This window comes from Psychrobacter immobilis, from assembly GCF_904846175.1.
GTDB classification, from domain to species: domain Bacteria; phylum Pseudomonadota; class Gammaproteobacteria; order Pseudomonadales; family Moraxellaceae; genus Psychrobacter; species Psychrobacter immobilis_E.
The window spans coordinates 314,804-340,342 of record NZ_CAJGZM010000002.1; the positions used below are offsets into that span (position 1 = coordinate 314,804).

Below are 25,539 nucleotides of genomic sequence, written 5' to 3' on the forward strand. Positions count from 1 at the left end.
CGAATTTAGATGACTCTCGCTTTCGAGAAAAATAATTTTGAATGTATGCATTTCATTTAGATAAAATCTAACCTAGAAAATAATTTTATAGGTTGTTCGTTATACTAGCCTGTATGATAAATATATAGGCTTAGCATCATGAATATCTCTTCAAATAACCATGCAGCCCAAAATATGCTTCCTATAGCACAAGCTTGTGCAATCACCTTCAAAGGTAACGCTAGTAATAATCTGCAACAAGACGCTTTTTTCTTTTTGGATAATTGGTATCAAGAAGACTTAGGAGTGATGGCAGTGACATCAGTCGAGCTTCCTTTGTGTTTAGCAGTCTCTGACGGTGTTGCCAGCTCTAATTATTCACAGTACTGCTCAAAGGCGGTGGTAAAAGCAGTTAGTCGGCTATGGAGCGAGCATAAGAGCATCCGTTCAGAGACTATTCATCAGCTGATTAATAAAACCAAGCATTCATCTAAGCGTCATGGTGCCGCGGCAACCCTCGCAATGGTGGTTGGAGAGTTAAATAGTGATGGAACTATAAAGGCGACGATAACACATCTGGGTGACAGTCGTGTTTATTGGCTACCCGAAGGCGCGGCAGAATGGCAGTGCCTGACTCGAGATCATAATCTGCTAAATGAACTCATCGACCAGAAGGCGCATGAGCAAGGTCGCTACGCAGAGTTTTCAGACTATAACCGAGAAGGGATGGCGGGAAGCTTATATAGCATTACTGAATGCTTTGCATTGACCACTGATGACAGTTATACAAGCAGTGAAGCACCAGAGAGCATATCTCTAACGATTGAGGTTAATGGTGGCGACTGTCTCTTGGTGTGTACAGATGGGATTCATGACTTAGTACCGAGTCATGAGTGGCAAACTGTCAGTGCGGAGACAGATTTACAGCATTGGCTAATCACTCTTAAAAACCAAGTTTATGATTCAGAGGGTGATGCTTATGATAATGGGACAGCGATTTTGGTTCGTTTTGATTGAACCATTGTTTTAGTAATGAAGCTATAAACTTACCATTGAACGATTTAACTGAGAAACCCATATGCCCACACACCCAATCGCAAGCTATACAAAGTCGACACGTCTATTCGCTTTATATCAATGTCTGCCTCGGAGTGAAGATGATGCTATGTCATTAACAGAGCTTATGGTTGGTTATGGTGATGATTCAGATAATTTCGCTAATGAACGTAAAAACTTAGAGAATGATCTGATTGGCTTAAATCAAATATTTAACGATATTTTTTATAGTAACGCATTAGTGAGAGTCCCAGCGTGGGGTGAAAATATTAGTGGACAGACAGCACGGTTTTATATTGAGCCTGGCTTTAATATCGATATTATCAATGAGCAAACAGTGTTCTTTTGGGAGATGCTAGATAAATATACCGCAAACTATTTACCAGTATCTTTTAAGCAAAATATCACAGATAAGCTCACCCAATTAGGTCGGCATAATAAGGATGATTTCCATCAAAGTAAGCTAGGACAATGGCAAGATTATCTCATTACTTTACCGAGTATAGTGCAAGCACCGACGCTTAAGAATGATGTAATGGCAAGCATTCACCAAGCTCTGCTAAATAGACTGCAACTTAAAATAAGCTATCAAAATAAATGGCATGGCAGTTCTGCTGAGAGAGTCATCTATCCCAAAGGACTTATCTTTATTGACAATATGATCTACCTCACAGGCTTTAATCCTACTGATGATCATATCGATGATGAGGTGCTGCTAGAAGCGCATCGTAATTTTGCAGTTAATCGTATTACTGAGGGAGTAGTCATAGATAAACCTGTCCCTGACTGGGTAGGGCGAGACAGTCTGTCATTACAGTATTTGCGTAAGCGGGGCAAGTTGGAGCCAACTGATAATGCTCAGATAAAATTGATTTTAAAGGTACAAAAATATGCCTGTCATCATCTTTATGAGCGTCCATTATCACAAGATCAGCAGATTACTATGATAGATGATACTTGGAATCGAGTCAGCGCTACTGTTGCCAATACTAAGCGTCTGCAAGATTGGTTAGTAAGTATGTCGCAGCTTGCCGTGGTTGTTGAGCCAAGTGAGCTGAAAACAGTGATTCTTGAGCGTTTGCAGAGTGGGATAGAGCTTTATGAAAACTAATTACATAGGAGAAGCACTGTGAGTGAAACTTTGTTTAACGATTTTATACAAGCTCAAAATACTGTTTATCCATTGGTTATTGAGGAGTTAACCGAAGGGCGTAAGCGTACCCATTGGATGTGGTTTATTTTTCCACAGGTTAAAGGGTTGGGACATAGTACGATGGCTCGGCGCTTTGCAATAGAAAGTCTAGAGCAAGCAAAAGAGTATCTGCAGCACGATATGCTTGGAGCACGGCTAATAGAGTGCGCTGAATTACTATTGTTACATCCTGATAAAAGCGCTTTAGAAATTTTTGGATCGATCGATACTCTGAAATTACACTCTTCACTTACGTTGTTTACGTTAGCGTCCTCTAATAAAAAATGTGTTTTTAACGAGCTTTTGGATCAGTTCTTTGGAGGCAATTACGATATAGACACGATAAAAATGTTGATGCAGTTGAGTGATTGGAAAAAAGATCTGTTAAATAAATAATTTACTAAATAAGGTATGAATATGAGCACAGTGCAAAATTTGATAAATGATGTCAGTCAGAAGGTGAAGGCGTTGGAGACCGCGCAAGCACTCTATAGCAGACAGCTCTCGCCAGAATTTAATACCTTTGACTACATTAATACTGATGAATTAGGGCTTAGTCGTATATTAGCTGCCTTACTTGATCCAATGGGTAGCCATGCTCAACAAGGGGTATTCCTTAAGCTATTCATTGAACACTGCTTACCTACTATATACAAAGCACCTGAATGGCAGATTTTTCTTGATAATGTTGATAAAACAAAGGTTTTTGTTGAGCAAGTTACATCAAGAAGTAATAGCCTACGCCGTATGGATATTTATCTACAATGTCGGGTGGGTGATAACAGTTACGGTGTTTGCATTGAGAACAAGCCTTATGCGGGTGATCAATTTGAACAGTTGAAAGATTATGCTATAGAACTCGAAGAAAGACATCCTAAAGCTTGGCATTTAGTATATCTGAATGAATCTGATAACGGACCAAGTGAATATAGTATCAAAGCTGATAATTTAAAAGCTTTAACAGATAAGAAAAGATTTACGCATCTTCGTTTTAGCGAATTATTAGGTTGGCTCAAAGCATGCCAAGTTGAATGTCAGAATCATAGCGTTTGTGAGTTTCTTGCACAGCTAATTAAGTTTATTCAAAAGCAGTTTATGGGGGTAGAGGATATGAATGAGTTAAAGTCGATATTAGAGGTTATGTCGTTTAGCGAAGAGAGTGTTGCTAGCTCTATCAAAATCGCTTTAAGTGCTCATGAAATGAAAAAGCAACTCATTGAGAAATTACAGCGCGATCTCATGATGATTATTGAAAAAGAAAACAAACCTTATTTAATGATTAAAACAGAATTAAAAGGTGTTAATAAAGAAGAGCAAATTACCTTTAATATTAAAGAAAGTGCTCTAGATTTTTGTTTAGGTTTCGGAGGTACGGTTTTTAACTTTCCTTACTTGGGTATCTTTATAGCTAATGAGGATGTAAGACCAGACTATGAATATTATGAAAAAATTCTGACGAAGTGTAAATCTAGCAATAGTATTGCTGGTGAAAATATAAAAGCAGAAGAAGATAAGTCAAAGGGCGGTTATTGGTGTGCTTGGTACAGTTTTGAACCACATGATTGGTGGTCTAAAACTGAACCGTGGGAACAAATTCATAACGGTGAGATGGCATATAAAATAATTAAAGAACTTGATGGGTATTATGAAGTTTTAAACGATAATAATTTACTAAGTAAATAATTTTTTAAACAAACAAAGAAGCCCATTATATGTCAGAGCTGAATAGTAAAGTCGGAAACAACGATATAGAACAATGGATGACAGAGCTGTGGACATGGGCTGATAAGTTTAAGGTTTCTGCAGATGTTTTACCATGCAATCAGGCGGAACTATTAGCGTTAACAGACCTGAGTATTGATTGTAGCCAATTAACTAAGCTACCTGAAAGTATTGGCTACTTATATAACTTAACTCACCTAACGCTAAATTGTGAAGCGCTTGAGCGTTTACCAGAGTCAGTAGGGCAGTTAAGTGAGTTAGAGGAGCTTATTGTCATTAGTGAAAAAATAGAACAGCTTCCTGATAGCTTGGCTAACCTAACGCATCTACGTGGATTAGATATCCCTGCTCATTTAGTTAATCAGTTACCGATGAGCATTATTGAAAGGTATCGTAATAATGAGTTGTGGATTAAAAATATTGCTTTTACCAAGTTGTATACGCCGCAAATGAGCGAATATGACCTATCCCGTTATGGATTTTTTCTTATTAGTGATAATTGGGATGAAAAATCACTAATTGATCTAAGATTCAAAACAGCGCCAGAGTTCTTACTCGGTTTGCAAACGACTGAAAAAACTATTAAGCAATTTGATGTGGTGGATGGCATTATTATTTGTCAGCCTGATGAAGTGCAAAAAGTCATGAATATGTTTAAAGGTGTATTTTGCAACGAGTTTACGGCTATACCCTATCCAGACGTTGAAGAGGCGCTAAGTTTTGCGAAACCTGGTAAGTTTATACAAGCTAGCGCATTAGGAATGTCTAAATCAGACCAAGTGCTCAGTCAGATCATTGATCAGATTCCTAAAGATACCACTATAAACGCTATGATGTTTCAAGCTGAAAGTGATCGCGAATTTACGCTTGATGATTTTAAAATTGTAGTAGATGTTTTTGATAAAATTGGTATAAAAGATGAATATACTTTCTATAATACAGAAGTTGTCGATAAGAATGAGCACTGTTGGATGGGTATGATATATATGGTTTCGTAGTTGTATTAAATATAAATATAGCTTAAATAAAATTGTAGGCATCGTTGGAAAGCGATTATCGCTTAAGAAGCAAAGAATATAGAAGGTGAGAGATATGAGTACAGCTTTGTTTAATGATTTTATCCAAGCTCAAAATACTGTTTATCCATCGGTTATTAAAGAGTTAACCGAAGGGCAGAAGCGCATGCATTGGATGTGGTTTATTTTTCCACAGGTGAAAGGCTTGGGATACAGCACAATGGCTCGGCGTTTTGCAATTGAGAGTCTAAAGCAAGCAAAGGAGTATTTGCAGCATGACGTGCTTGGAGCACGGTTAAGAGAGTGCGCGGAACTACTGCTGTTGCATCCTGATAAAAGCGCTTTAGAAATTTTCGGATCAATCGATACGCTGAAATTGCACTCTTCGCTTACGTTGTTTACTTTAGCATCCTCTAATAAAAAATGTGTTTTTAACGAGCTTTTGGATCAGTATTTTGAAGGCAGTTACGATATAAACTCTATCAAAATGTTAAAGCAAATCGATGATCAGCAAGCTAAGTGACTAAAACCGAACGAGACTCTAAAAGGACATGTGATTATGAGCACAGTACAAAGTTTGATAAACGAAGTGAGCCAAAAGATAAGTTCTTTAGAGACAGCGCAAGCACTTTATAGCCGGCAGCTTTCACCGGATTTTAATACTTTTGATTATATCAATACGGATGAGTTGGGACTTAGCCGTATTTTAGCGGCTCTTCTTGATCCTAGAGGCAGTCATGCACAGCAAGAAACCTTTTTGAAGCTCTTCGTCGAGCATTGCTTACCCAGTATGTATAAAACTCCTGAAAGGCAAATTTTTCTTAATAACCTTGAGAAAACGGAAGTTTTTCTTGAAGAAGTAACTGGGAAAAGCAATACCCAACGCCGTATGGATATTTATTTGAGCTGTCAGGTGGGTGATAATAGCTATGGTATCTGTATTGAGAATAAGCCCTATGCGGTAGACCAGTTTGAGCAAATGAAAGATTATGCTATTGAGCTTGAGAATAGAAGGCATACTGCTTGGCATCTTATTTATCTAAACGAGTATAACGATACACCTGATAAGAAAAGTGTCGACCCTATTACTTTAGAGGAATGGATCAATAACAATCAATATAGTTCTCTTCGTTATAGTGACTTAATTGATTGGCTTAAAGTTTGCCAAGTTGAATGCCAGAATCACAGCGTCAGTGAATTTATTGTACAGCTAGTTAAATTTATTCAAAAACAGTTTATGGGGATCGAAGATATGAATGAAGATAATGCAGTTTTAAATATTATTAAAAAAGATGCAGCTACCATCGATGCCAGTATCAAGGTGTCTAATACAGTAGATCGCATGAAGAAAGAGCTTATAGCAAAGCTGAAAATAGACTTATTAGCAAAATGTAAAAAAACTGATTATGAGGTGGATGTTAGTTATATTGGTAACGGTAAAAGATATGAACAGATTTATTTCCTAATACCTGGTTATGATAATGGATATATTTGCTTTGAGTTTCAAGGTGCAAATTTTGACCGCCCATGTTTAGGCATTGCGTTTATTTCCGCAGAAGCAGCAAGAGCTTGTCCATATACGGAAAAAATGAAAACAGTTTTAAATGACGTCTTAACAGATAGGAAGGTCCTTTCATCACCATCATGGCCAGCATACTATTACTTTTGTCCACAGGATTGGAAGGGTTCGAGTGAGGCATGGCTAATGATAAATCAAGGCACAATGGCAGATAAGATTTTAGAAGAAATGGACAAGGTTTTTAACATCTTAAAAGCCAATGATTGTTTTATCAAATATTGATTAGAAGAATATAGTTTTAGAATGCTTTACTCAATAATCATGATCCATGCTGTTAAATTCGTAGACAATAACTTGAGAGACCTTGGTTACGCAGATTGAAGATAATAATTAAACTATATCTGTTTTTTCATGGTGTTTTGTAGTCTAAGTCCTTTTGACTTCTAGTCCTACTGAGCAGTAATACATTAAATCGGTACAGCCCCAAGATATATCATCCAGAAAAAAGCCAGGCAACCTAAGCTGTCTGGCTTTAATATTTTGAACGACTTATCTATGATTATGTTCCCGCCATACAGCATGCTCACATACCTCACAGCACCAACGCTCTTTTGAGCGCATATACGGAATGTCTGCTGGTATCTGTAAAGGGCACACATAACCACAGTATTCGCATCGCACATCATCTAAATAAGCAAAACACTCACCGATTGTCTTGAATAGTACTTGTGCGCTAATATCATACTTTTCACAGACGGTTTCTACATGAGCAATATAATCACCTTTATTATCATATGACCAGTAATCCTCACAGATTCTTAGATCTCGTGCGTTCTGCGTCATATTCGGCTGAAGTTTTACACTCATCACATTCTCCTTAGTAGCCGACATAGTCAGAGTGCGGTAGTAGCTCATAAAGCTCGCTCTGAAGCTGACAACGCATATCCTCTATCACATAGCCAAGACTGGAATCCAAGTGTTTCTGTACCCATACACGCATTGCCATATCGTTATTAAAGCAGCGCTTTACTCCCAAGAAGCGAGCAAGGTTATGACCCGATGAAACATACAACTCACGCATTAATGCATTAGCAATAAGGTTTGCATCTGCACTGATTGCACCGTCAGGTTTAAGTTCAGCAAACAGCTCTTCATAATTGATAATTGTCATAGTGACGTCTCCTTGTCAGTTTGTGCATTAGCAGTCATTCCATCAGCTTTAAAGCTATTCGATGCGCTGGTTAGCTTCTCCTTGCTCGCTAGTAGCAAATTATCCATTGCTGAGCCATCTTGGCGTGTGATATCGGGGACATAGCGACTGTACACCCGAAACAGCATCTCCGTACTACTGTGACCCATCTGGCGAGCAATCCACTCAGGGTTCTCACCAGCAGCCAGCCAAAGCGTTGCTGCTGTGTGCCGAGTTTGATAAGCCCGCCTATGTTTCAGACCGAGTAGGGCAAGCGTAGGTTTCCATACCCGCCGATTCACATTGCGATACTCAATCGGATTGCCTTGGCTATTACAGAAGATAAACTCTGACTTACCATAGGTACGCGTCTTCTGCTCTAGTAAAGCGTCATAGACCAACTGCGACATTGCGATATCACGTTGTGAGCCTAACGTCTTCGTTGGACCCATCTCACCGTTGACTAACGCACCACGGATACTGATCTCCCGCCGATCAAAGTTAATGCAGTCCCACTTAAGCCCATCGATCTCACTGGTACGCATCCCTGTAAAGAAGCGAATGGTGTAGTAGGGCTTATAGTCAGCACGGACATGCTTTAAAATCAGCCATACCTCATTCAATGTAAAAGGATTCACATCAGGTCGTGCTTGCTTAAGATTCTTAATATTTTTATAAGGCATCTCAAACTCATGGCGATCTGATGCTTCTTCTAGTATCATACGAAGTAGTATCATGATCTGGTTGATCCGTGCTACTGACAGACTTGACTGACCATCTTTACCGTAACGAACTTTGGCGAGGGAGCTACGGAAGGTCAGCAAGTCTGGTTTTTTTATGGTATGTACTGCTTTGCCACCAAACTCAGGCAACAAATACTTGTTCAAAATAATCTGCGTCTTTTGCCGATAGCTCGGCCGCCATTCAATCTTCTTCTCCTCATACCAAATATCAACAAACTGCCGAAAGGTGGGATTACGACTGATACAAGCTTCGGCTCTATCAGCCAGTGCTGTCATCTCTTTTAAACGCGTACTTTTCGGAAAGTAAGCGCCATAGTCGAAGATGCCTAGGGTTATTTCAGCTTCCATTTTTTTTGCTACTAAAGTCAGCTTTTTAACGTTTGCTGGAGTGTCAGGGAAGTTTGTTGTCTCACGGCAACGAATATTCATAAATGTGAAATCTATAAATAATTTGCCACGCCTTGCTCTTACTGATGCCATTGTTAATCTCCTTGTTTAAATAAAACTTACTGTAAAGCCATACCGTTGATGGCACTCATAACCGGCTTGCACATATCCTCTTCGATACGCTCCCATACATATAAAATCTTACGGCCGCCAAAAGGACGAATGTAATGGATGTTCTCAATTAAGACAGTGTCCTTAAGTTGGTTACGGATAGTACGTGCATCGTATTTGATACGTTCAGCTAATTCTTGAGTAGTGAGATAAGTCTGTGACATAATAGTTCTCCGTGTGGAATAAATTTACTATTAGTGAGTTATTAATTATCACTAATGAGTACATATTAACTATAAATATTATCACTTGCAAGCATTTTATTATCACTTTAGGGATTTTATGTATGATTAAACTCAATTTACCTGTTTTATTTGCACAAAGAGGTATCCGTGTGGCGGATGCTGATAGGTTGTCTAAACTAGGAAGGTCTACTTTATACAGGATGTACAATAATGAAGTCACTCGAATAGATTTCGATTCATTAAATGAGCTTTGTAAGCTTTTGGATTGCACACCTGGAGATATTATCCTCTATGAAGAAGATAAGGTTTGTGAGGAAGGGGCTTCAGAAGAAAGTTAGAATGCTTACTAAGGCATTTGATAGCAGGGAGTTACGAGTTATTAAGCTTAGATATACTAAAGCTTTTACTTGGTCCAATTGCTATCAAATATTAGGTTGTGGTCTCTTTCAAGAAAAAGATTAATTTTAGGCAGTCTTGTTGTAAATACGGGTGCCACAAATTTTAATGACATTTTGAAAAAATGAAATGTATTTTAATCTTGCAGTTTTAATTGATTTTTAATGAATTGAGGTTGGGTTCAAAGTTGAGATGACACTCGACCTTTTAGGTTAGGTGTCAACGATATAAATTGTCAAGGTTGTGGTCAGTTAAGCATTTGTAGTTTTAGGGTAGGGCACAGTTTGGGCACCAAATGGGCACCACGCCGAAAATGGGCTTTTTTATTGAGTAGCTAAACTTAACTATTCTTAAAAAAATATTCGTTAGAAATCGCTACAACCTCTAAAAAATGGACAAAAAAAAGCCTCACTGTTAAGTGAGGCTTTCTTAATATTTGGAGCGGGAAAAGAGATTCGAACTCTCGACCCCAACCTTGGCAAGGTTATGCTCTACCACTGAGCTATTCCCGCTAATTATCAATTAACTATCGTCAGTTGATGAAGGCGTATTATACGCAGTTTTCTGAGGGTGTCAATAGTCATCAAGAAGAAAAGTAAAATTTAGCAAAGTAGGCATGTTATTCCAGTATAGAACTATGATATAACAGATTGTTATAATCTACATTCCAAAAGCTTTGCTTTCTATAAATAGGCTGGAATGCAGTTTTATAATGACTTTCATCATATTTATGATTAATAAACATAACGCTTAAGGATAAGTAGTATGAGTCAACAATATACCATCGCTGATTATTTGTTCGATCGCATCGCAGAAGCTGGTGCGACTGAAATATTTGGTGTGCCCGGTGATTTTAATTTAACGTTTTTGGATAACGTGATTGCTTCTGATAAATTACGCTGGGTTGGTAATACCAATGAGTTAAATGCTGGTTATGCAGCTGACGGCTATGCACGTGAGCGAGGCTTTGCGGCTATGGTGACGACTTTTGGTGTCGGCGAGCTGTCGGCGATTAATGCTACCGCTGGCTCTTTTGCTGAATATGCACCAGTGCTGCATGTGGTCGGTGCGCCTAGTACGGCGTTGCAAGATTCAAAACGTCGTATCCACCATACCTTGGGTGACGGGGTGTTTAACCACTTTATTAAAATGGTAGAACCAGTGACAGTCGCACGGGCGCACATTACACCTGATAACGCTGCCTCTGAGATTGATCGTGTCATCCGCTTGATTCTTAAAAAGCATCGTCCAGGTTACTTATTGCTATCACCAGATGTGGCAAAAACGCCGATTTATCCGCCGACGACTAAGCTTGTTGATAGTGAAGAAGACATCACTAGCCAAGCGGCGCTAGCAGACTTTAAGCAAGCGTTGATAGAATTTTTACCCAATAAAACTACGACTTTGATGGCAGACTTGATGGTGCATCGTTTGGGATTACAGAGTCAGCTGAAAGCCTTAATTGCTGATACCGACATTCCTTATACAACGTTATCATGGGGCAAAACCTTGCTTGATGAAAATAGCGAGCGTTGGGCAGGTACTTATGCTGGCGTGGCATCGCGTCCTGTGGTTAAAGACGCAGTAGAAAATTGCGAATGTTTAATTAAAATCGGCGTGCAATATACCGATACCACTACCGCAGGCTTTAGCCAAGACATCGATGAAAAAGTCGTGGTCGATTTACATTATGAGCGTGCGTCTATTAGCGGTCAGAACTTTGCCCCGATTGCGCTAAAGGATGCCCTGCAAACACTGCATGAAGTCATGACCTCGGGTATCAATATCGTACCTAAGCAGTTCTGTAGAGAGATGAAACCCCATGAGCAAAATGGCAAGGATGATGAGCCTATTCGCCAAGATGATTTATGGCACATCATCGCTGATGCGCTCGATGATAAAAATCTGGTATTTTCTGACCAAGGTACGGCGTATTTTGGTATCAGTGATGTGCGTCTACCAGAAGGTGTGACGTCTTATGGTCAGCCGATGTGGGGCTCGATTGGTTATACCTTACCCGCGAGTTTAGGTGGTGCGATTGCGTCACCGCATAAACGCAGTATCTTACTGATTGGTGATGGTTCTGCTTTATTGACCATTCAAGAAATTGCAGTAATGATTCAGGAGCGCATTAATCCTGTGATTGTACTGATTAATAATGACGGCTATACCGTTGAGCGCGCGATTCATGGTGAGAACCAACGCTATAATGATATTCCCAAGTGTGATTGGCAGATGATGCCAAAAGCCTTTGGTGCAACGGAAGAAAATAGCTTAATTATGAAAGTGGAAACTGCTGGCGAATTAAAAGCAGCTTTAAAGAAAGCAGCTGCTACCAAAGATAAATTGGTGATGTTAGAGGTGATTGCCGATAAGCATGATATTCCACCATTATTAGCTGATATCAGTGCCGCCCTTAAGCCTAAGTAGATATAAGGTTTTTTCACTAAAATTATTTATTAAGCGTTTATAAACAAGAAAAGCCCTATTTGGCGTTATGCTAAGTAGGGCTTTTTTGATGGTTAAAAAGTTTATAGGTGCGCTAAAAGCCTTTATGATTGGACGATATAAATGAGTAGTCATTGACATTTTTATATGAATTGCAGGCTAGCGACGCTTAACACAAACTACCGTTAGGATTCTATGTTATACAATAGAGTAGGCTTTTAAGGTTAGATGTTTAAGAAAATTAAATTAAGATTATTTAATTTAGAGCACTTAAATTTGCAACTTTTTGGAACAACGACGCTAGAAAATATTAAAGCGCACACTCACATAATAATGATTAAAAATAGGGCTTAAAAAAGATGGATACCTTAAATATCCTGTATCTCGTAGGAGCAGTATTAATTTTTGCCAGTATCATGGCAAGTACGCTATCGGCGCGTTTGGGCGTTCCTCTTCTGCTATTATTTTTAGTCGTCGGGATGCTCGCCGGCGAAGAAGGTATATTGGGTATCGAGTTTTCTCAATATGGCATTGCTAACTTCGTCGGGCAGGCGGCGTTGGCCTGTATTTTGCTAGATGGTGGACTGCGCACCTCTTTTAAATCTTTCCGAGTCGGACTGAAACCAGCAATCACGCTTGCCACTTGGGGTGTACTTGCGACGGTCATGATACTGGGTGTATTCGTCACCTGGCTGCTTGATGTCGATTGGCGCTTTGGGCTATTGATGGCGGCTATTGTCGGCTCGACCGATGCGGCAGCAGTATTTTCACTGCTGCGTAATGGCGGCGTCAAACTTAACGACCGTGTACAAGCGACTTTAGAGTTAGAGTCTGGTGCCAACGATCCTTTAGCTATTCTGTTGGTGACAGGATTGATTGCTTTAAATGTTGACCCTGCCGGACAAACCGTGTTTGGCTTTTTAGGCTTGCTGTTACAACAGCTTAGCTTTGGCTTAGGGATGGGCTTACTGTTTGGGTACTTATTGGCGCGATTATTGCCCAAGGTGCATTTGGCAGAAGGCATGTATGCCATCTTGATACTCTCTGCTGGCTTGGCGGTGTTTGCAGCGACCAATTTGATCGGTGGGAGCGGATTTTTAGCTGTTTATCTCACTGGGGTGCTGATAGGAAACCATAAAGTACGCTCGACCGAGCATGTCATGCGGGTGATGGACAGCTTTGCATGGTTATCACAAGCGGTATTGTTTGTTGTGCTGGGCTTATTGGTCACGCCATCAAACGTCATCAACGTTTGGTATTACTCTGTTGCGATTGCCGCCTTTATGATTTTAATTGCCCGTCCTATCGCCGTTTATAGCAGCGTTAAACCCTTTAAGTTTAAAGACAGAGAAATCGGTTTTATTTCTTGGGTTGGCTTGCGCGGTGCTGTTCCTATTACCCTTGCGATTTTACCAGTGATGGCAGGTATTGATGGCGCCTTTATGCTATTTGATATTGCTTTTGGCGTGGTGGTTTTATCATTGATTTTGCAAGGCACTACCATTCCCTTTATGGCGGATTTATTCAAAGTACGTATTCCTAATAATAAAGACCCCGAGGAGAAGCATGAGGTTTGGGTGTCCGACAAGGCGAGTATTACCTTATATCAGTTCCAAGTAAAGTCAGGTGCATTTGCGATTGGTCGCCATCCGAGGGGTATCTCTAACCGCGTTAACCCTAATGAGATTAGTGTTTTTGCTTTGGTACGTGGGCAACAAATTGTGATTGTTGAAGAAGATACTAAGCTGAAATTTGGTGATAGCGTTTGGTATGCCATGCGTGGCAATCATGCCAGCCAAATAGCTAAGATTTTTAATGATACCACTTTGGATCGTAAAGCCATCGATGATTTTTATGGCGATTGGCTACTATCGCCGAGCGTTAAACTGGGCGATTTACCGTTTTTTACTGGTGTGATGACCTCCGAATCATTGGTCGATAAGCTTAAGTCCAAACCTGAAGATAACGAAAAAAATATGTGGGAGCAAACGGTTGCTGAATATGTCAAAGATAGCTTAGATATGGCACCGGTTTCCGGCGATACGGTGGCAATTAATGATGAATGGTCACTGGTTATCAAGGAAGTCGATGATAAAGGCAAGCTTAGAACCATTGGTTTAAAACGTGAAGAATTGGCTAAGCAAGCATAGTAACTTAACCGCTGATAGCTTGAAGTAAGAATGGGTCGTTAACTAAAAATTCATAACTATTTCGGATAAATGGCCTATTTCTAAGCCGAAAAGAGCCCTGTCAAATGTTATTACTAGCACAAGATAGGGCTTTTCTTATTTGCTGAAGTTTTTACGAATGAGAAGAGCTCTTAGCTGTAATTGACCGGACCTGTTTTAAAGGTAAATGCTCTCGTTTCTAGGTTTTCATTGTCGATCAAAATATCAAAGCTTACCTGATAGTCGCTATTACCATACAAACCACAGTTTTGGCCTTTACGATTACCGACTTCACAGCTCTTTAAATGATCGGTAATAGGCAGTATGAAAGCCTCGTTTGCTGGTAACTGATAGGAAGTGCCTTTATGCGGATCATTATCTGTATCAATCATATTAATAGGAATATTGATATTTCTTTTGACATCGATAATTTTCACATTACTGACTTTGATAGTGTTTGCATCGGCCAATCTAATATGTACGGGGTGACCGATAGGGTCAGTGGCTAAGTTACGATTTGTGCCCTGAACAGGATTGGGAGATTCATTAAATAGCCCTGTCTTCACCCCTATACTTGCGGCACAAGGGTAGGTGATGATTTTATTGGCAATATTTTTAGGGGTTGTAATGCTTCCTGCAATGCTCGTGACGAACAAATAACCTTTAGAAGTGTTGGCGTCTTTTTCAAAAGGTGTATAAGTGACTAAGCCTGCGCCTGTGCTATTCATATTGGGATTTACCAGTGTCCGCATATGATAAGGGGCTGATAGCAGGCCGCGCGCCATATCTATTGCATGAGTATCAGGCGATAAGCTCAGACCATTCGAAGAATAGGCGGTTCTGTGAGAAATGTTTTCACCAGCGATATAGCTGCTATTTGGATAATTGGCAGCGATAAGGCGATCTTTAAAATTAACGCCAGAATAATAAGGATTGTTTATGCCCGTTGTTTTTTCTAAGCCCACCAGAGGTTGCTGGCTATGAGCATTAAAACTGTTCACATTGGCATTTGAGAACACATGCTGAATGTACTGGGCATGCTGAACTGACAAACGTTCTAAATCATTATCATACGACAGTCCGCCAAGCCCACAAGCCTGCCGTTCTAAACTAATCAAGTTCATTCCGGCAATGGAGGCAGTAGGATGGTTTTTATTACTTACTGTACTGATAGGTATCGTTTCAGTTTTTTCGGCAGGCGTGCCTCCTACTGACGGAGTATTTGTATCCTCTGGTGTTTCTTGTGGCTTTTCAGTAGGTGGTTTACCTGGTGACGTTTCGGTATCTGTTGGGAGTTTGCCGTCATTTTTTGATGGCTTATCGCTATTTGAATCACCGCTGCCACCGCCACCACAGGCAACCAGAAACGTACTTAATAATAAAATGCTAACCCTAATATTTTTACCCACTAGCTGCCCCTAAAGTTATACCCGCGTATCGGTCTAATAATGATTGTTGCTGATGATTTTAGCTATGTTAGCCTGTGCTTTTTAGCATAACTTTATTATAAAGTAATCCTGCAATGAAAAATTCGTTTTAAATCGATATGACCTTAAGATTACATTATTTAAGATTTTGTAGTTGGCTCACTAAATAAGCATTAAAAAAGTCCTTTATAGAGTAACTCTATAAAGGACTTTTTCAGTAAATAGGATAATCAGAATCTCATTCTTCAATATTTAAGAATAAGTTACCACATTAAATCATCTGGAATGACATAAGCAGCATAAGGGTCATCTTCTGCCAGCTCAACCTCTGATTTGTCATTCGACACCACCATAAAGCCTTCGAGCTTGGAGTTGATACGGTCAGCCAATGGGCGAGGAAGCAGCGCGTAATCGTCTTCTAAGCGCGCAATCACCACATGACCTGCCACTATTTGATCATAGAGCTTTTGGGTAATATAAATCTTTTTAATTTTCGCATCGTCAACAAATTGATAGGTGACGTCACCCTGTATTTCTGTGATTTGGTGTTGCTTAATCATCTGAATGACATTGGCTCTTAGCATTTTTTCTTCTAAAATCTGCTGTTTTTCCTGATTAAGCTTTTGGTCTTTTTCTATTTTTTTGGCTTGAGCGTCTGCCAAGGCTTTTTTGGCTTCAAGGTTTGAGGCGTCGCCAGTACGCTTGGCATGCTGCGACTGTTTGCTGATTTTTTTGGCTTTTTTGCTATCCACCAATCCAGCTTTTAAGAGTTGTTCTTGTAGGGCGTTTTTGGCCATGTCTTTATTACCTAAGTACCTAAGTGAAATTACCTAAATCTGAAACTGCCTAAATCGTAGCATTTAAAAAGTCATGGTAACAAATTTTGCCCAGACATGTCATCACATTGAGCGGGCTAATCACTTATTAAGAGAGTAGCTTTAATGATGGCCGCTAGAGTTTTAACTAGGGTATGTCATCAATTAAGCTAAACGACATTGCCTGCTACCATTCAGCCTAATTATTTTAAACAGAATACTCATATTGGGCTATTCATCTTTATATTATTGAAGACTTTCTATGTCAGGCTTAGATATCGCTCGCCACAAAATCACAAACAACGCATCAAAATCTTTGTTTATCGGCGTATGGCTCTGACGCATGATATGCATTAATCCTAGACGGCTAATAAATCCCATAAACACATCGAACAAAATATATAGCGGCACGCTGTCGTTCAATACACCGCGTTTTTGCCCATCTTCTAATACATCCAAAAATGCACCAATCAGCTCTTTATTCTCATAAATAGCGATACTGCGAATACGGGATACTGATACCGAGGAAAGTACCATCACTGCATCGGGATGGGTATCAACAAAGTCAAAACATACCCAAAGCGTCTTACGCAATCGATCTTTCACGCTATCAATCCCTTGTAAGTGATCCATGATTCGTTCAGCCAATCTGCCAAGCACAATATCCATAATGGTATTAAATAGGGTTTGCTTATCGCCAAAGTATTTGTAGAGCGTTTGCAGTGACACGTTGGCAGATTTGGCAATTTGCGCCATCGTCACTTCACTAGGGTCGAAGCCTGCAAAAACTTTACGAACTGCTTTTTCAATCTTATCCAAGGTGGCAGGTCGCATATCTGCCAACGGTGCCAATTGATGAGGTGTCGTAAGGCTGTCCTTTGGGCTGACCCTTGTCATGAATATTTACTCCTATATATTTTGCTTGAGTGAGAGTGAGTTTCTTTATTGATCTTACGAAACATAATTATGGTAACTTATATTACCATTTAAATTAAACAGATTGAATAAAGTATTTTGATAACCTAGTATATCTGTCACGAGTTAATGTTTGTATAGATTTAAGGTCTTGTACAAAGGGTAATTTAAATTACCATTAATTGCTACTCTTAATAAAACTTTAATTCCAGCACAATTAATTTAATTATATTTTTAATTTAAACCAAGGATGGATAGCATGAGTATTGAAGCCTTTGCCTCAAACTGGATGACCGAAGAACATAGTATGGTGTATGACAGTGCTTTGAAGATGTTCCAAAGTTGGGAGTCTAAAGACGAGCAGTGGCGTGAAAACGGCATGATTGACCGTGAAGCTTGGAACGAAGCAGGCGAGATGGGCTTTTTATGTGCCTCTATACCAGAAGAGTACGGCGGCGGCGGCGGTAACTTTGGTCATGAAGCTGCTATTTTGTTAGCTCAAGCACAAGCGAACCAAGCGGGCTATGGCGGTATGGTACATTCAGGTATCGTTGCCCCTTATATCTATAAGCTTGGTACTGAAGATCAGAAGAAATCGTTATTACCTAAGATGGCTACTGGCGAATACGTCGCTGCTATTGCGATGACTGAACCTACCACTGGTTCTGACTTACAAGCTATCAAGACTTACGCGATAAAAGAAGGTGATGACTATCTCATCAATGGCTCAAAAACATTTATCACGAACGGTCAGCATGCAAACCTTGTTCTATTAGCCTGTAAAACAGACCGCGAGCAGGGTGCTCAGGGCGTCTCACTTATCTTGGTCGAGACGGACGGTTTAGAAGGTTTCTCACGTGGACGTAACCTTAAAAAGACTGGCTTGGCTGGTCAGGATACCTCGGAGCTATTCTTTAGTAATGTCCGTGTGCCACAAAAAAACGTATTAGGCGGTATGGAAGGTTTAGGTTTCATACAAATGATGCAAGAGCTGCCACAAGAGCGTCTGATTATTGCCTTAAGTGGTTGCGGTGCTATGAAACTTGCTTTAGAGCTGACGCTTGATTATGTCAAGCAGCGCGAAGCTTTTGGTAAGCCGATTTGGAAGTTTCAAAACACGCGCTTCAAGTTAGCTGAAGTACAAGCTGATTATTTAGCGGTAAAAGCTTTGTGTGATTCTGCTGTTGAGGCGCAGATAGAGGGTAAGCTTACCGCAGCCCAAGCCTCATTAATTAAGTACTGGGTCACTGAAAAACAGTGCAAAACGATGGATGAGTGCTTACAGCTATTTGGTGGTTATGGTTATATGTCCGAGTATCCTATCGCTCGTATGTATGCTGATGCCCGCGTACAAAAAATCTACGGCGGCACCAATGAGATTATGAAGGAGTTGGCTTCACGCTTTATGTAATAGCGTTAGGTGAAACCAAGCCGCTTTATGTAAACCGCTGTATGCAGATAAATACATACCAGCCAATATACGAATGTTATTAAGCCAAATGTTATTAAGCATTGAATTGAGGAGAATATATTCTCCTCAAAACTTCATTATCTAACACATATCCAATGAAATATTAAAGGGATTTATTATGACCGAGACCGCTTATATCTATGATGCCATCCGCACCCCACGTGGCAAAGGCAAAAAAGATGGCTCCCTCCATCAGGCGTCACCTATTTGGCTGACTCGCACGCTACTCAAAGAGATGCAGCAGCGCCACAATTTAGACACCAGTTTGGTTGATGATGTGGTGCTGGGCTGTGTGACACCAGTTGGCGAGCAAGGCTCTGATATTGCCCGTATTGCTGTTATTGATGCTGGCTGGGATCAAAGTGTCGCAGGTGTGACTTTATCACGCTACTGCGCATCCGGTCTTGAGTCTATCAATCTTGCTGCTGCCAAAGTGATGTCTGGTATGGAGGATATGGTCGTTGCTGGTGGTGTTGAGTCAATGAGCCGCGTGCCAATGGGTTCTGATGGCGGCGCTTGGTATATGGATCCCCGTGTCAATGATGCCACAAGTTTTGTCCCTCAAGGCGTAGGCGCTGATACCATCGCAACGCTAAAAGGCTTTAGCCGTAAAGACGTTGATGAGTTTGCATCAGAGTCACACAGAAGAGCCGCCGCCGCTTGGGAAAAAGGCTACTACGGTAAATCAGTGGCTCCAGTCAAAGATTTAAACGGTTTATTGCTATTAGACAAAGACGAAACCATTCGTCCGAACACTTCAGTAGAGACTTTAGCTGGCCTAAACCCATCCTTTATGATGCCAGGAAAAATGGGCTTCGATGGCGTTATTCTTGATAAATATACGACGATTGAAAACGTCAACCACGTACATCACGCTGGTAACTCATCGGGTATCGTTGATGGTGCGGCAATTTGCCTCATCGGTAGTGCGGCTGCCGGTCAAAAAGCTGGTCTTAAGCCACGTGCCAAAATCACTATGGCATCAGTCATTGGCTCAGAGCCAGCTATTATGCTGACTGGTCCTACACCCGCTTGTAAAAAAGCCTTGGCTAAAGCCGGTATGACTGCTGCTGATATCGATCTTTGGGAGATTAACGAAGCCTTTGCTGCTGTACCGCTTAATACTGCGGATGATTTTGGCCTCTCGCTTGATATCGTCAACGTCAACGGTGGCGCTATCGCGATGGGTCACCCCCTTGGTGCGACAGGCGCGATGCTGCTGACCACGGTGCTCGATGAGCTAGAACGCCGCGACCTAAAAACAGCTATGATTACCCTATGTGTGGGTGGTGGTATGGGTATTGCGACTATCATTGAACGTGTATAAAACGTTGATAAAATATTGATAAATAATGGTTTTCAATGACCAATCGTACCGCATAATAAATTAAGAAGGACTGAATATGAGCACTAATAGCGTAGATGCCATCAATGCATTGAATAATTTTTCTGCCCAAGCCGATAACGGTATTATTACGGTCACTATCGATCAAGCGGACCGTAAGATGAATGTCATTGGTGATGGCTTTAATGACGCCTTTGCCGCATTGACTGATGCACTTGTCAACGACCAAGACGCAAAAGGTTTGATCCTAACGTCTGGCAAATCAACCTTTGTAGTCGGTGCAGATATTGATCAATTGGCCACTATTGAAACTGCTGAGCAAGCGTTTGATTTGGTTGAGGATTTGAAAGCCAGTCTGCGTAAACTCGAAACTTCAGGTAAGCCTGTGGTTGCAGCGATTACGGGTACAGCGCTTGGTGGTGGCTTGGAGTTGGCTCTAGCTTGCCATTATCGTATCGCCATTGATTCGCCAAAAACCAAACTGGGTTTACCTGAAGTTAAGCTAGGTTTATTACCAGGCGGTGGTGGTACTCAGCGTCTGCCACGTTTAGTAGGTATCCAAAAAGCCCTTGAGCTGATGACGCAAGGCAAAGAGCTTCGCCCACAGCAAGCGCTAGAAATTGGTCTTATCGATGACGTGGCTCATGACAATGACGAGCTTATCAGTAAGGCAAAAGCGTGGATTAATGAAAATCCAAAAGCGCAGCAGCCATGGGATAAAAAAGGCTTCAAGATTCCGGGCGGCGATAGCAAGCATCCTCAAGTGGTGCAAGTGTTTTCAATTGCGCCCGCGATGGCCAATCAAAAGTCGCACGGCAATTATCCGGCTATTACCCACATCTTATCTAGTGTATTTGAAGGCTGTCTTACCGATATCGATAACGGTCTTAAAATTGAGTCGCGCTTTTTTGTCGCCTGTGCGCTATCAGACGTGTCTAAAAACATGATCAACACTCTCTGGACGCAGCTAAATAGCATCAAAAAAGGTCAGTCACGCCCAGAAGGATATGAGCGCTCTAAAGTGAGCAAAGTCGGTATTCTTGGTGCTGGTATGATGGGTGCTGGTATCGCTTACGTCTCAGCTAAAGCGGGCATGGAAGTGGTGCTATTAGATAAGGCTATCGAAGGTGCCGAAAAAGGCAAAAATTATTCTACTAAATTGCTCGATAAGGCTGTCAGCCGTGGTCGTTCAACGGAAGAGAAAAAACAAGCATTATTAGACCTTATCAAGACCACAACGTCTTATGAGGATTTAGAAGGCTGTGATTTAATCATCGAAGCCGTCTTTGAAGATGTGGACATTAAAGCAGAATGTACGCGACAATCTGAAGCCGTTATTCCAGAAACTGCTATTTATGCTTCTAATACGTCAACCTTACCAATCACTGAGCTTGCTAAAGCCAGCAAACGTCCCACTCAGTTCATCGGTCTACATTTCTTTTCACCAGTAGATAAAATGCCTTTGGTTGAAATTATCGTTGGCGAAGAAACGGACGATGCCACTTTGGCTAAAGGTTTTGATTATGTCGGTCAAATCGGTAAGACACCAATCGTTGTCAATGACAGCCGCGGCTTCTACACTTCTCGCGTTTTTGGTACTTACGTATCAGAAGGTATCGCGATGTTGAGTGAAGGCATTCACCCACGCAGCATCGAAGTTGCCGGCATGAAGTCTGGTATGCCCATGCCGCCACTGGCTCTGCAGGACGAAGTCTCGCTAAGCTTGTCACTACACGTGATGGAGCAAACTAAAAAGGCATTGGAAGCAGAAGGTAAGACCTTTACCCCGCATCCTGCTATGCCAGTCGTTGAAAAAATGGTCAACGAGCTTGGACGCGAAGGTAAAAAGGTTGCTAAAGGCTTCTATGATTATCCGGAAAAGGGCGAAAAGCACTTATGGCCTGAACTCACGGAACTTTACCCAACGACAGATGCGCAGCCGTCTCAGCAAGACTTGGTAGATCGCCTACTTTACGTGCAAGCCAATGAGACCGCGAAATGCTTTGAGGAAAACGTCGTACGTACCGTAGCAGATGCCAACATCGGCTCTATCTTCGGTTGGGGCTTTGCGCCAAACCAAGGTGGTACGCTGCAGTTCATCAACTCAGTAGGTGTCGATAAATTTGTAGAGCGTAGCCGCGAGCTTGCGAGCAAATACGGTGAGCGTTTTGCACCTGCGCAAATCCTAGTGGAGATGGCCCTAAAAGGTGAGGAATTTGTAGATGGTTAATCAAGCTGATGCTATGAAAGACTGCCTGCAGGGGCTGCGCGTTGTTGATTTGACGCGCAACCTACCAGGGCCTTTTGCCACGCGACTGCTTGCAGACTTGGGTGCGGATATTATTAAGATTGAACCGCTTAATGGCGATCCAGCCCGAGCTTTTGGCGAGCTGTTTACCGCATTGAACCATGGTAAAGAGACTCAAAAAGTTGATTTCCGTGATCCAGCAGGTATTGAAGCTATCAAAGCGCATCTTAAAGATGCCGACGTGATGCTAGATAGCTTTCGTCCTGAGGTGCTTGAGGGCATGGGACTGTATGCTAAGACCTTGCATGCTCTCAATCCAAAGCTGGTCATGGTATCGATTACTGGTTATGGTGTAGCTGACAGTGATGACATCACGCATAATTGGGCGGATAAAGCGGGTCATGATATCAATTTTATGGCGATGAGCGGCGTGCTTGACCAGTTAAAAACCGCAGATGGTGATCAAGCAATGCCAAACATCCAGTTTGCAGACTTAGCAGGCGGTAGTGACACGGCAGTGATTGCCCTTTTGGCCGCTGTGTTTTCAGCACAGCGCACGGGAAAAGGTCGCCACGTTGCCGTCAGTATGACTCATAGCTTGTATCAGCATCTGATCATGCCAAAAGCGACTGGAAAACTGGTTGCGAGCTTTTCTGGCAAAAATCCAAAGCCGCAACATGATTTCTTAGGTGGCTTATTGCCTTGTTATCGTTTGTACAAAACCGCAGACGGTCGTCATATGGCGGTCGGCTCTTTAGAGTTAAAGTTTTGGCAAGGGTTATGTGAGGTATTAGAATTGCCTGAACTCAAATCTAAGCATTGGCAAATGGGGGTCATGCCCAATACCAAAGACAGTCAAGAGGCAGCACAAGTGGTTGCTGATACCTTTGCCAGCCATGAACTTGCGCATTGGCAGCAGGTTTTTGAATCCGCTGATGTATGCGTGACACCTGTGCTGACGTTAGAGGAGGCAAAGGTGCATCCTTTATTTGCACACCAAGATGAGCATAGTGCGACATCAGGTTGGCAGTAAAATAGTGCACTAATGCTACTTTTTTAAAATTAATTGCCAAAAACCAAGGAAGGTTGATGATGAATAAGTTTTGGACCAAGAAGTATCCTGAGGATGTCGCCAAAGACTTGCCTTATACTGACCAATCCTTAAATGATTTTTTTGATGAAGTATTGGTTAAATTTGCGCCGCGCAAGTTCATGACCAACATGGGCGTATCTTATACCTATCAGCAAGTCGATCAAATCGCAACAAGCATCGCCGCTTGGATTCAAAGTTTGGGTCTCCCAGCAGGTAGTAGCGTTGGGGTGATGATGCCTAATGTCAATCAATACTTGCCTATCGTCATTGGCACTCTACGCGCGGGCATGGTGTTGACTTTAATTAATCCACTATATACTTCACGTGAGCTCAAGCATCAACTCAACGACGCTGATGCAAAGCTGCTGTTTATACTAGAGCCTTTTTGTCATAGCTTAGACCCTATCATAGATAAAACATCTGTCGAGACGGTTGTAGTCAGTGCTATTGGCGATATGTTGGGTACAGCCAAGGGTACTGTGGTTAATTTGGCGGCAAAACATATCAAAAAGGCCGTGCCTAAGTATGACTTGTCTGGCTGTGCCAACTGTACAGAGGTGAGCTTTAAAACAGTGCTAAAAAAGGGCGCGCAATTGAGATATACAAAGTCCGAAGTCAAGCCTGATGATCTTGCTATGATTCAATATACGGGTGGTACGACGGGTATGGCTAAGGGTATCTTAATTAGCCATCACAATGTCGTTTACGGTACTAAGCAATATAGCGAGTGGTTTAAACCACTGAAGTATACGGATAACGATGGACAGCTGACATCAGTGATTGCCTTGCCGATGTATCATATTTTTGCTTTTATCATCTCTTTACTTGGGCTGCGTACGGGTCAGCACTTGCTGCTGGTTACCAACCCACGTGATATCAATGCCTTTGTTAAGCTCCTTGCAAAAGAAGACTTCCATCTGCTACCAGCGGTAAATACCTTGTTCCAAGCGCTGCTCAATCACCCAAAATTCAAAGATTTGGACTTCTCTAACCTTAAGCTGTCACTAGCTGGCGGTATGGCGGCCACACCTGAGATGGCCCGTAGGTGGCTAGATACTACAGGTGTCACGATCATCGAAGGTTGGGGGATGTCTGAGACGCTCGGGGTAGGTACTGCTAATCCACTGACCAATAAAAACTTTACAGGTACCATCGGTATGCCAGTACCAGGCATCGATATTGTCATTTTAGACGATGATGAAAATAAGCTGAATATCGGTGAAGTGGGCGAGATTGGTATTAAGGGTATGAACGTCATTAAAGGCTATCATAACCTCGATAACAGCAAGTTTTTCACCCAAGATGGCTATCTGAAGACAGGTGATGTGGGCTCTATCGATGCAGAAGGCTACGTCAAGCTGTTAGATCGTAAAAAAGACATGATTATCGTTAGCGGCTTTAATGTATATCCTAATGAAGTCGAAGGCGTGGTCGAGATGCACCCTAAAGTTAGAGAGGGCTCAGTAGTGGGTGTCGATGATGAGCAACAAGGTCAGGCCGTCAAATTGTATGTCGTCACCGATGACAAAAGCTTGAAAAAAGAAGAGCTGATCGAGTTTTGTAAAAAGAACTTATCGGGCTATAAATGCCCACGCCATGTGGAGTTTATCGATGAGCTGCCCAAGTCCACAGTGGGCAAAATATTGCGTCACGAGCTTAGAAAACAAGCTGCTGAAGCTTGACTGCTCTGAAAATGAATATCCAAAGGGTTTGTCAGTTTTATTAACGGCTGGCTTTTTATTTACAAGTCAGCTTTTATCAACGAAACTTTTTATAAGAATGTTTAGAGTCGCAAAAAGTTGATTAGCAACGGATGCTAATCGTTCAATTCTTCATGGAGGAAGTATAATGTCAAAACACAAACCCCAATATTCAGCACAGCACCTGAATAAAACACTAAATAAAAAAGGTTGCTAATACTATGTAAAATATAGTGTTAGCAACCTTTTTTTTACTTCTATCAAAATTAGTCATACCTTACATGAATTTATAGTATTCCTATGACCGTAATAGTGAGATAGTTTGCATCTAATAAATTTTAAGCCAGTCTACAA

Annotated in this window: 22 protein-coding genes and 1 tRNA gene; 15 read left to right on the forward strand and 8 right to left on the reverse strand. The window is 41.3% G+C overall.

Annotated elements, in window-relative coordinates; all coding sequences use genetic code 11:
• The first annotated feature begins 138 nt into the window (after nucleotides 1-138).
• The 7 genes from JMW39_RS03855 to JMW39_RS03885 all read left to right on the forward strand — a co-directional run bounded on the left by JMW39_RS03855 (nucleotide 139) and on the right by JMW39_RS03885 (nucleotide 6,766).
• The gene (locus JMW39_RS03855) at nucleotides 139-996 is read left to right on the forward strand and encodes a PP2C family protein-serine/threonine phosphatase (protein WP_201544002.1); all 858 of its coding nucleotides are present in this window, start codon (nucleotides 139-141) and stop codon (nucleotides 994-996) included.
• Between the two features lie 61 nt (nucleotides 997-1,057).
• Nucleotides 1,058-2,146 (forward strand): helix-turn-helix transcriptional regulator, encoded by a 1,089-nt coding sequence (locus JMW39_RS03860; protein ID WP_201544004.1) that lies wholly within the window; start codon nucleotides 1,058-1,060, stop codon nucleotides 2,144-2,146.
• A gap of 18 nt (nucleotides 2,147-2,164) precedes the next feature.
• Entirely contained in the window at nucleotides 2,165-2,623 is a 459-nt protein-coding gene (locus tag JMW39_RS03865) for a DUF1810 domain-containing protein (RefSeq protein WP_201544006.1), read from the forward strand.
• Nucleotides 2,624-2,644: 21 nt separating this feature from the next.
• Entirely contained in the window at nucleotides 2,645-3,910 is a 1,266-nt protein-coding gene (locus JMW39_RS03870) for a PD-(D/E)XK nuclease family protein (RefSeq protein WP_201544008.1), read from the forward strand.
• A 29-nt stretch (nucleotides 3,911-3,939) separates the two neighbouring features.
• A complete protein-coding gene (locus JMW39_RS03875) occupies nucleotides 3,940-4,947 on the forward strand; it encodes a leucine-rich repeat domain-containing protein (protein ID WP_201544010.1) in 1,008 nt (335 codons plus the stop codon).
• A 94-nt stretch (nucleotides 4,948-5,041) separates the two neighbouring features.
• Nucleotides 5,042-5,488 (forward strand): DUF1810 domain-containing protein, encoded by a 447-nt coding sequence (locus tag JMW39_RS03880; protein ID WP_201544012.1) that lies wholly within the window; start codon nucleotides 5,042-5,044, stop codon nucleotides 5,486-5,488.
• 36 nt (nucleotides 5,489-5,524) lie between these two features.
• Nucleotides 5,525-6,766: a PD-(D/E)XK nuclease family protein gene (locus JMW39_RS03885; protein ID WP_201544014.1), complete on the forward strand. Its 1,242-nt coding sequence runs from the start codon at nucleotides 5,525-5,527 to the stop codon at nucleotides 6,764-6,766.
• A 267-nt stretch (nucleotides 6,767-7,033) separates the two neighbouring features.
• Here the strand turns inward: JMW39_RS03885 and JMW39_RS03890 are convergent, their stop codons facing one another.
• Genes JMW39_RS03890 through JMW39_RS03905 form a run of 4 tightly spaced genes read right to left on the reverse strand, consistent with a single transcriptional unit; the run spans nucleotide 7,034 to nucleotide 9,138 of the window.
• Nucleotides 7,034-7,351: a hypothetical protein gene (locus JMW39_RS03890; protein WP_227679226.1), complete on the reverse strand. Its 318-nt coding sequence runs from the start codon at nucleotides 7,349-7,351 to the stop codon at nucleotides 7,034-7,036.
• Between the two features lie 10 nt (nucleotides 7,352-7,361).
• Nucleotides 7,362-7,655, reverse strand: a complete 294-nt coding sequence (locus JMW39_RS03895) for a hypothetical protein (RefSeq protein ID WP_201544017.1) — start codon at nucleotides 7,653-7,655, stop codon at nucleotides 7,362-7,364.
• Complete coding sequence (locus tag JMW39_RS03900; protein WP_201544018.1) at nucleotides 7,652-8,896, reverse strand: site-specific integrase; 1,245 nt, start codon at nucleotides 8,894-8,896, stop codon at nucleotides 7,652-7,654. The genes JMW39_RS03895 and JMW39_RS03900 overlap by 4 nt, the downstream gene beginning before the upstream one ends.
• Nucleotides 8,897-8,922: 26 nt before the next feature.
• On the reverse strand, nucleotides 8,923-9,138 hold the full coding sequence (locus JMW39_RS03905; protein WP_045456309.1) for a hypothetical protein: 216 nt from the start codon (nucleotides 9,136-9,138) through the stop codon (nucleotides 8,923-8,925).
• A 122-nt stretch (nucleotides 9,139-9,260) separates the two neighbouring features.
• Between JMW39_RS03905 and JMW39_RS03910 the strand changes: the two genes are divergently transcribed.
• Nucleotides 9,261-9,497 (forward strand): helix-turn-helix domain-containing protein, encoded by a 237-nt coding sequence (locus JMW39_RS03910; protein WP_045456306.1) that lies wholly within the window; start codon nucleotides 9,261-9,263, stop codon nucleotides 9,495-9,497.
• Nucleotides 9,498-9,992: 495 nt separating this feature from the next.
• On the opposite strand, the gene JMW39_RS03915 is transcribed toward JMW39_RS03910, so the two are convergent.
• Nucleotides 9,993-10,067, reverse strand: a tRNA-Gly gene (locus JMW39_RS03915).
• 253 nt (nucleotides 10,068-10,320) lie between these two features.
• Here JMW39_RS03915 and JMW39_RS03920 point away from each other — a divergent pair.
• Complete coding sequence (locus tag JMW39_RS03920) at nucleotides 10,321-11,985, forward strand: alpha-keto acid decarboxylase family protein (protein ID WP_201544019.1); 1,665 nt, start codon at nucleotides 10,321-10,323, stop codon at nucleotides 11,983-11,985.
• A gap of 377 nt (nucleotides 11,986-12,362) precedes the next feature.
• The gene (locus JMW39_RS03925) at nucleotides 12,363-14,153 is read left to right on the forward strand and encodes a potassium/proton antiporter (RefSeq protein WP_201544020.1); all 1,791 of its coding nucleotides are present in this window, start codon (nucleotides 12,363-12,365) and stop codon (nucleotides 14,151-14,153) included.
• Between the two features lie 170 nt (nucleotides 14,154-14,323).
• Here the strand turns inward: JMW39_RS03925 and JMW39_RS03930 are convergent, their stop codons facing one another.
• The 3 genes from JMW39_RS03930 to JMW39_RS03940 form a co-directional block, all read right to left on the reverse strand.
• A complete protein-coding gene (locus JMW39_RS03930) occupies nucleotides 14,324-15,580 on the reverse strand; it encodes a CAP domain-containing protein (RefSeq protein WP_201544021.1) in 1,257 nt (418 codons plus the stop codon).
• Between the two features lie 281 nt (nucleotides 15,581-15,861).
• Complete coding sequence (locus JMW39_RS03935; protein WP_201544022.1) at nucleotides 15,862-16,395, reverse strand: DUF2058 domain-containing protein; 534 nt, start codon at nucleotides 16,393-16,395, stop codon at nucleotides 15,862-15,864.
• 264 nt (nucleotides 16,396-16,659) lie between these two features.
• On the reverse strand, nucleotides 16,660-17,310 hold the full coding sequence (locus tag JMW39_RS03940; protein ID WP_201544023.1) for a TetR/AcrR family transcriptional regulator: 651 nt from the start codon (nucleotides 17,308-17,310) through the stop codon (nucleotides 16,660-16,662).
• Nucleotides 17,311-17,587: 277 nt separating this feature from the next.
• Here JMW39_RS03940 and JMW39_RS03945 point away from each other — a divergent pair, with 277 nt between their 5' ends.
• The 5 genes from JMW39_RS03945 to JMW39_RS03965 all read left to right on the forward strand — a co-directional run bounded on the left by JMW39_RS03945 (nucleotide 17,588) and on the right by JMW39_RS03965 (nucleotide 25,167).
• Nucleotides 17,588-18,739, forward strand: a complete 1,152-nt coding sequence (locus JMW39_RS03945; RefSeq protein ID WP_201544025.1) for an acyl-CoA dehydrogenase family protein — start codon at nucleotides 17,588-17,590, stop codon at nucleotides 18,737-18,739.
• A 178-nt stretch (nucleotides 18,740-18,917) separates the two neighbouring features.
• Nucleotides 18,918-20,126 (forward strand): acetyl-CoA C-acetyltransferase, encoded by a 1,209-nt coding sequence (locus JMW39_RS03950; RefSeq protein WP_201544027.1) that lies wholly within the window; start codon nucleotides 18,918-18,920, stop codon nucleotides 20,124-20,126.
• A gap of 76 nt (nucleotides 20,127-20,202) precedes the next feature.
• On the forward strand, nucleotides 20,203-22,374 hold the full coding sequence (locus JMW39_RS03955; RefSeq protein WP_201544029.1) for a 3-hydroxyacyl-CoA dehydrogenase NAD-binding domain-containing protein: 2,172 nt from the start codon (nucleotides 20,203-20,205) through the stop codon (nucleotides 22,372-22,374).
• Nucleotides 22,367-23,425, forward strand: coding sequence for a CaiB/BaiF CoA transferase family protein (locus JMW39_RS03960; RefSeq protein WP_201544030.1), 1,059 nt, complete (start codon nucleotides 22,367-22,369; stop codon nucleotides 23,423-23,425). The genes JMW39_RS03955 and JMW39_RS03960 overlap by 8 nt, the downstream gene beginning before the upstream one ends.
• 56 nt (nucleotides 23,426-23,481) lie before the next feature.
• Nucleotides 23,482-25,167 carry an AMP-binding protein gene (locus JMW39_RS03965; protein ID WP_227679228.1) on the forward strand — a complete coding sequence of 562 codons (1,686 nt, stop codon included), beginning with the start codon at nucleotides 23,482-23,484 and terminating at the stop codon, nucleotides 25,165-25,167.
• The last annotated feature ends 372 nt before the right edge of the window (nucleotides 25,168-25,539 follow it).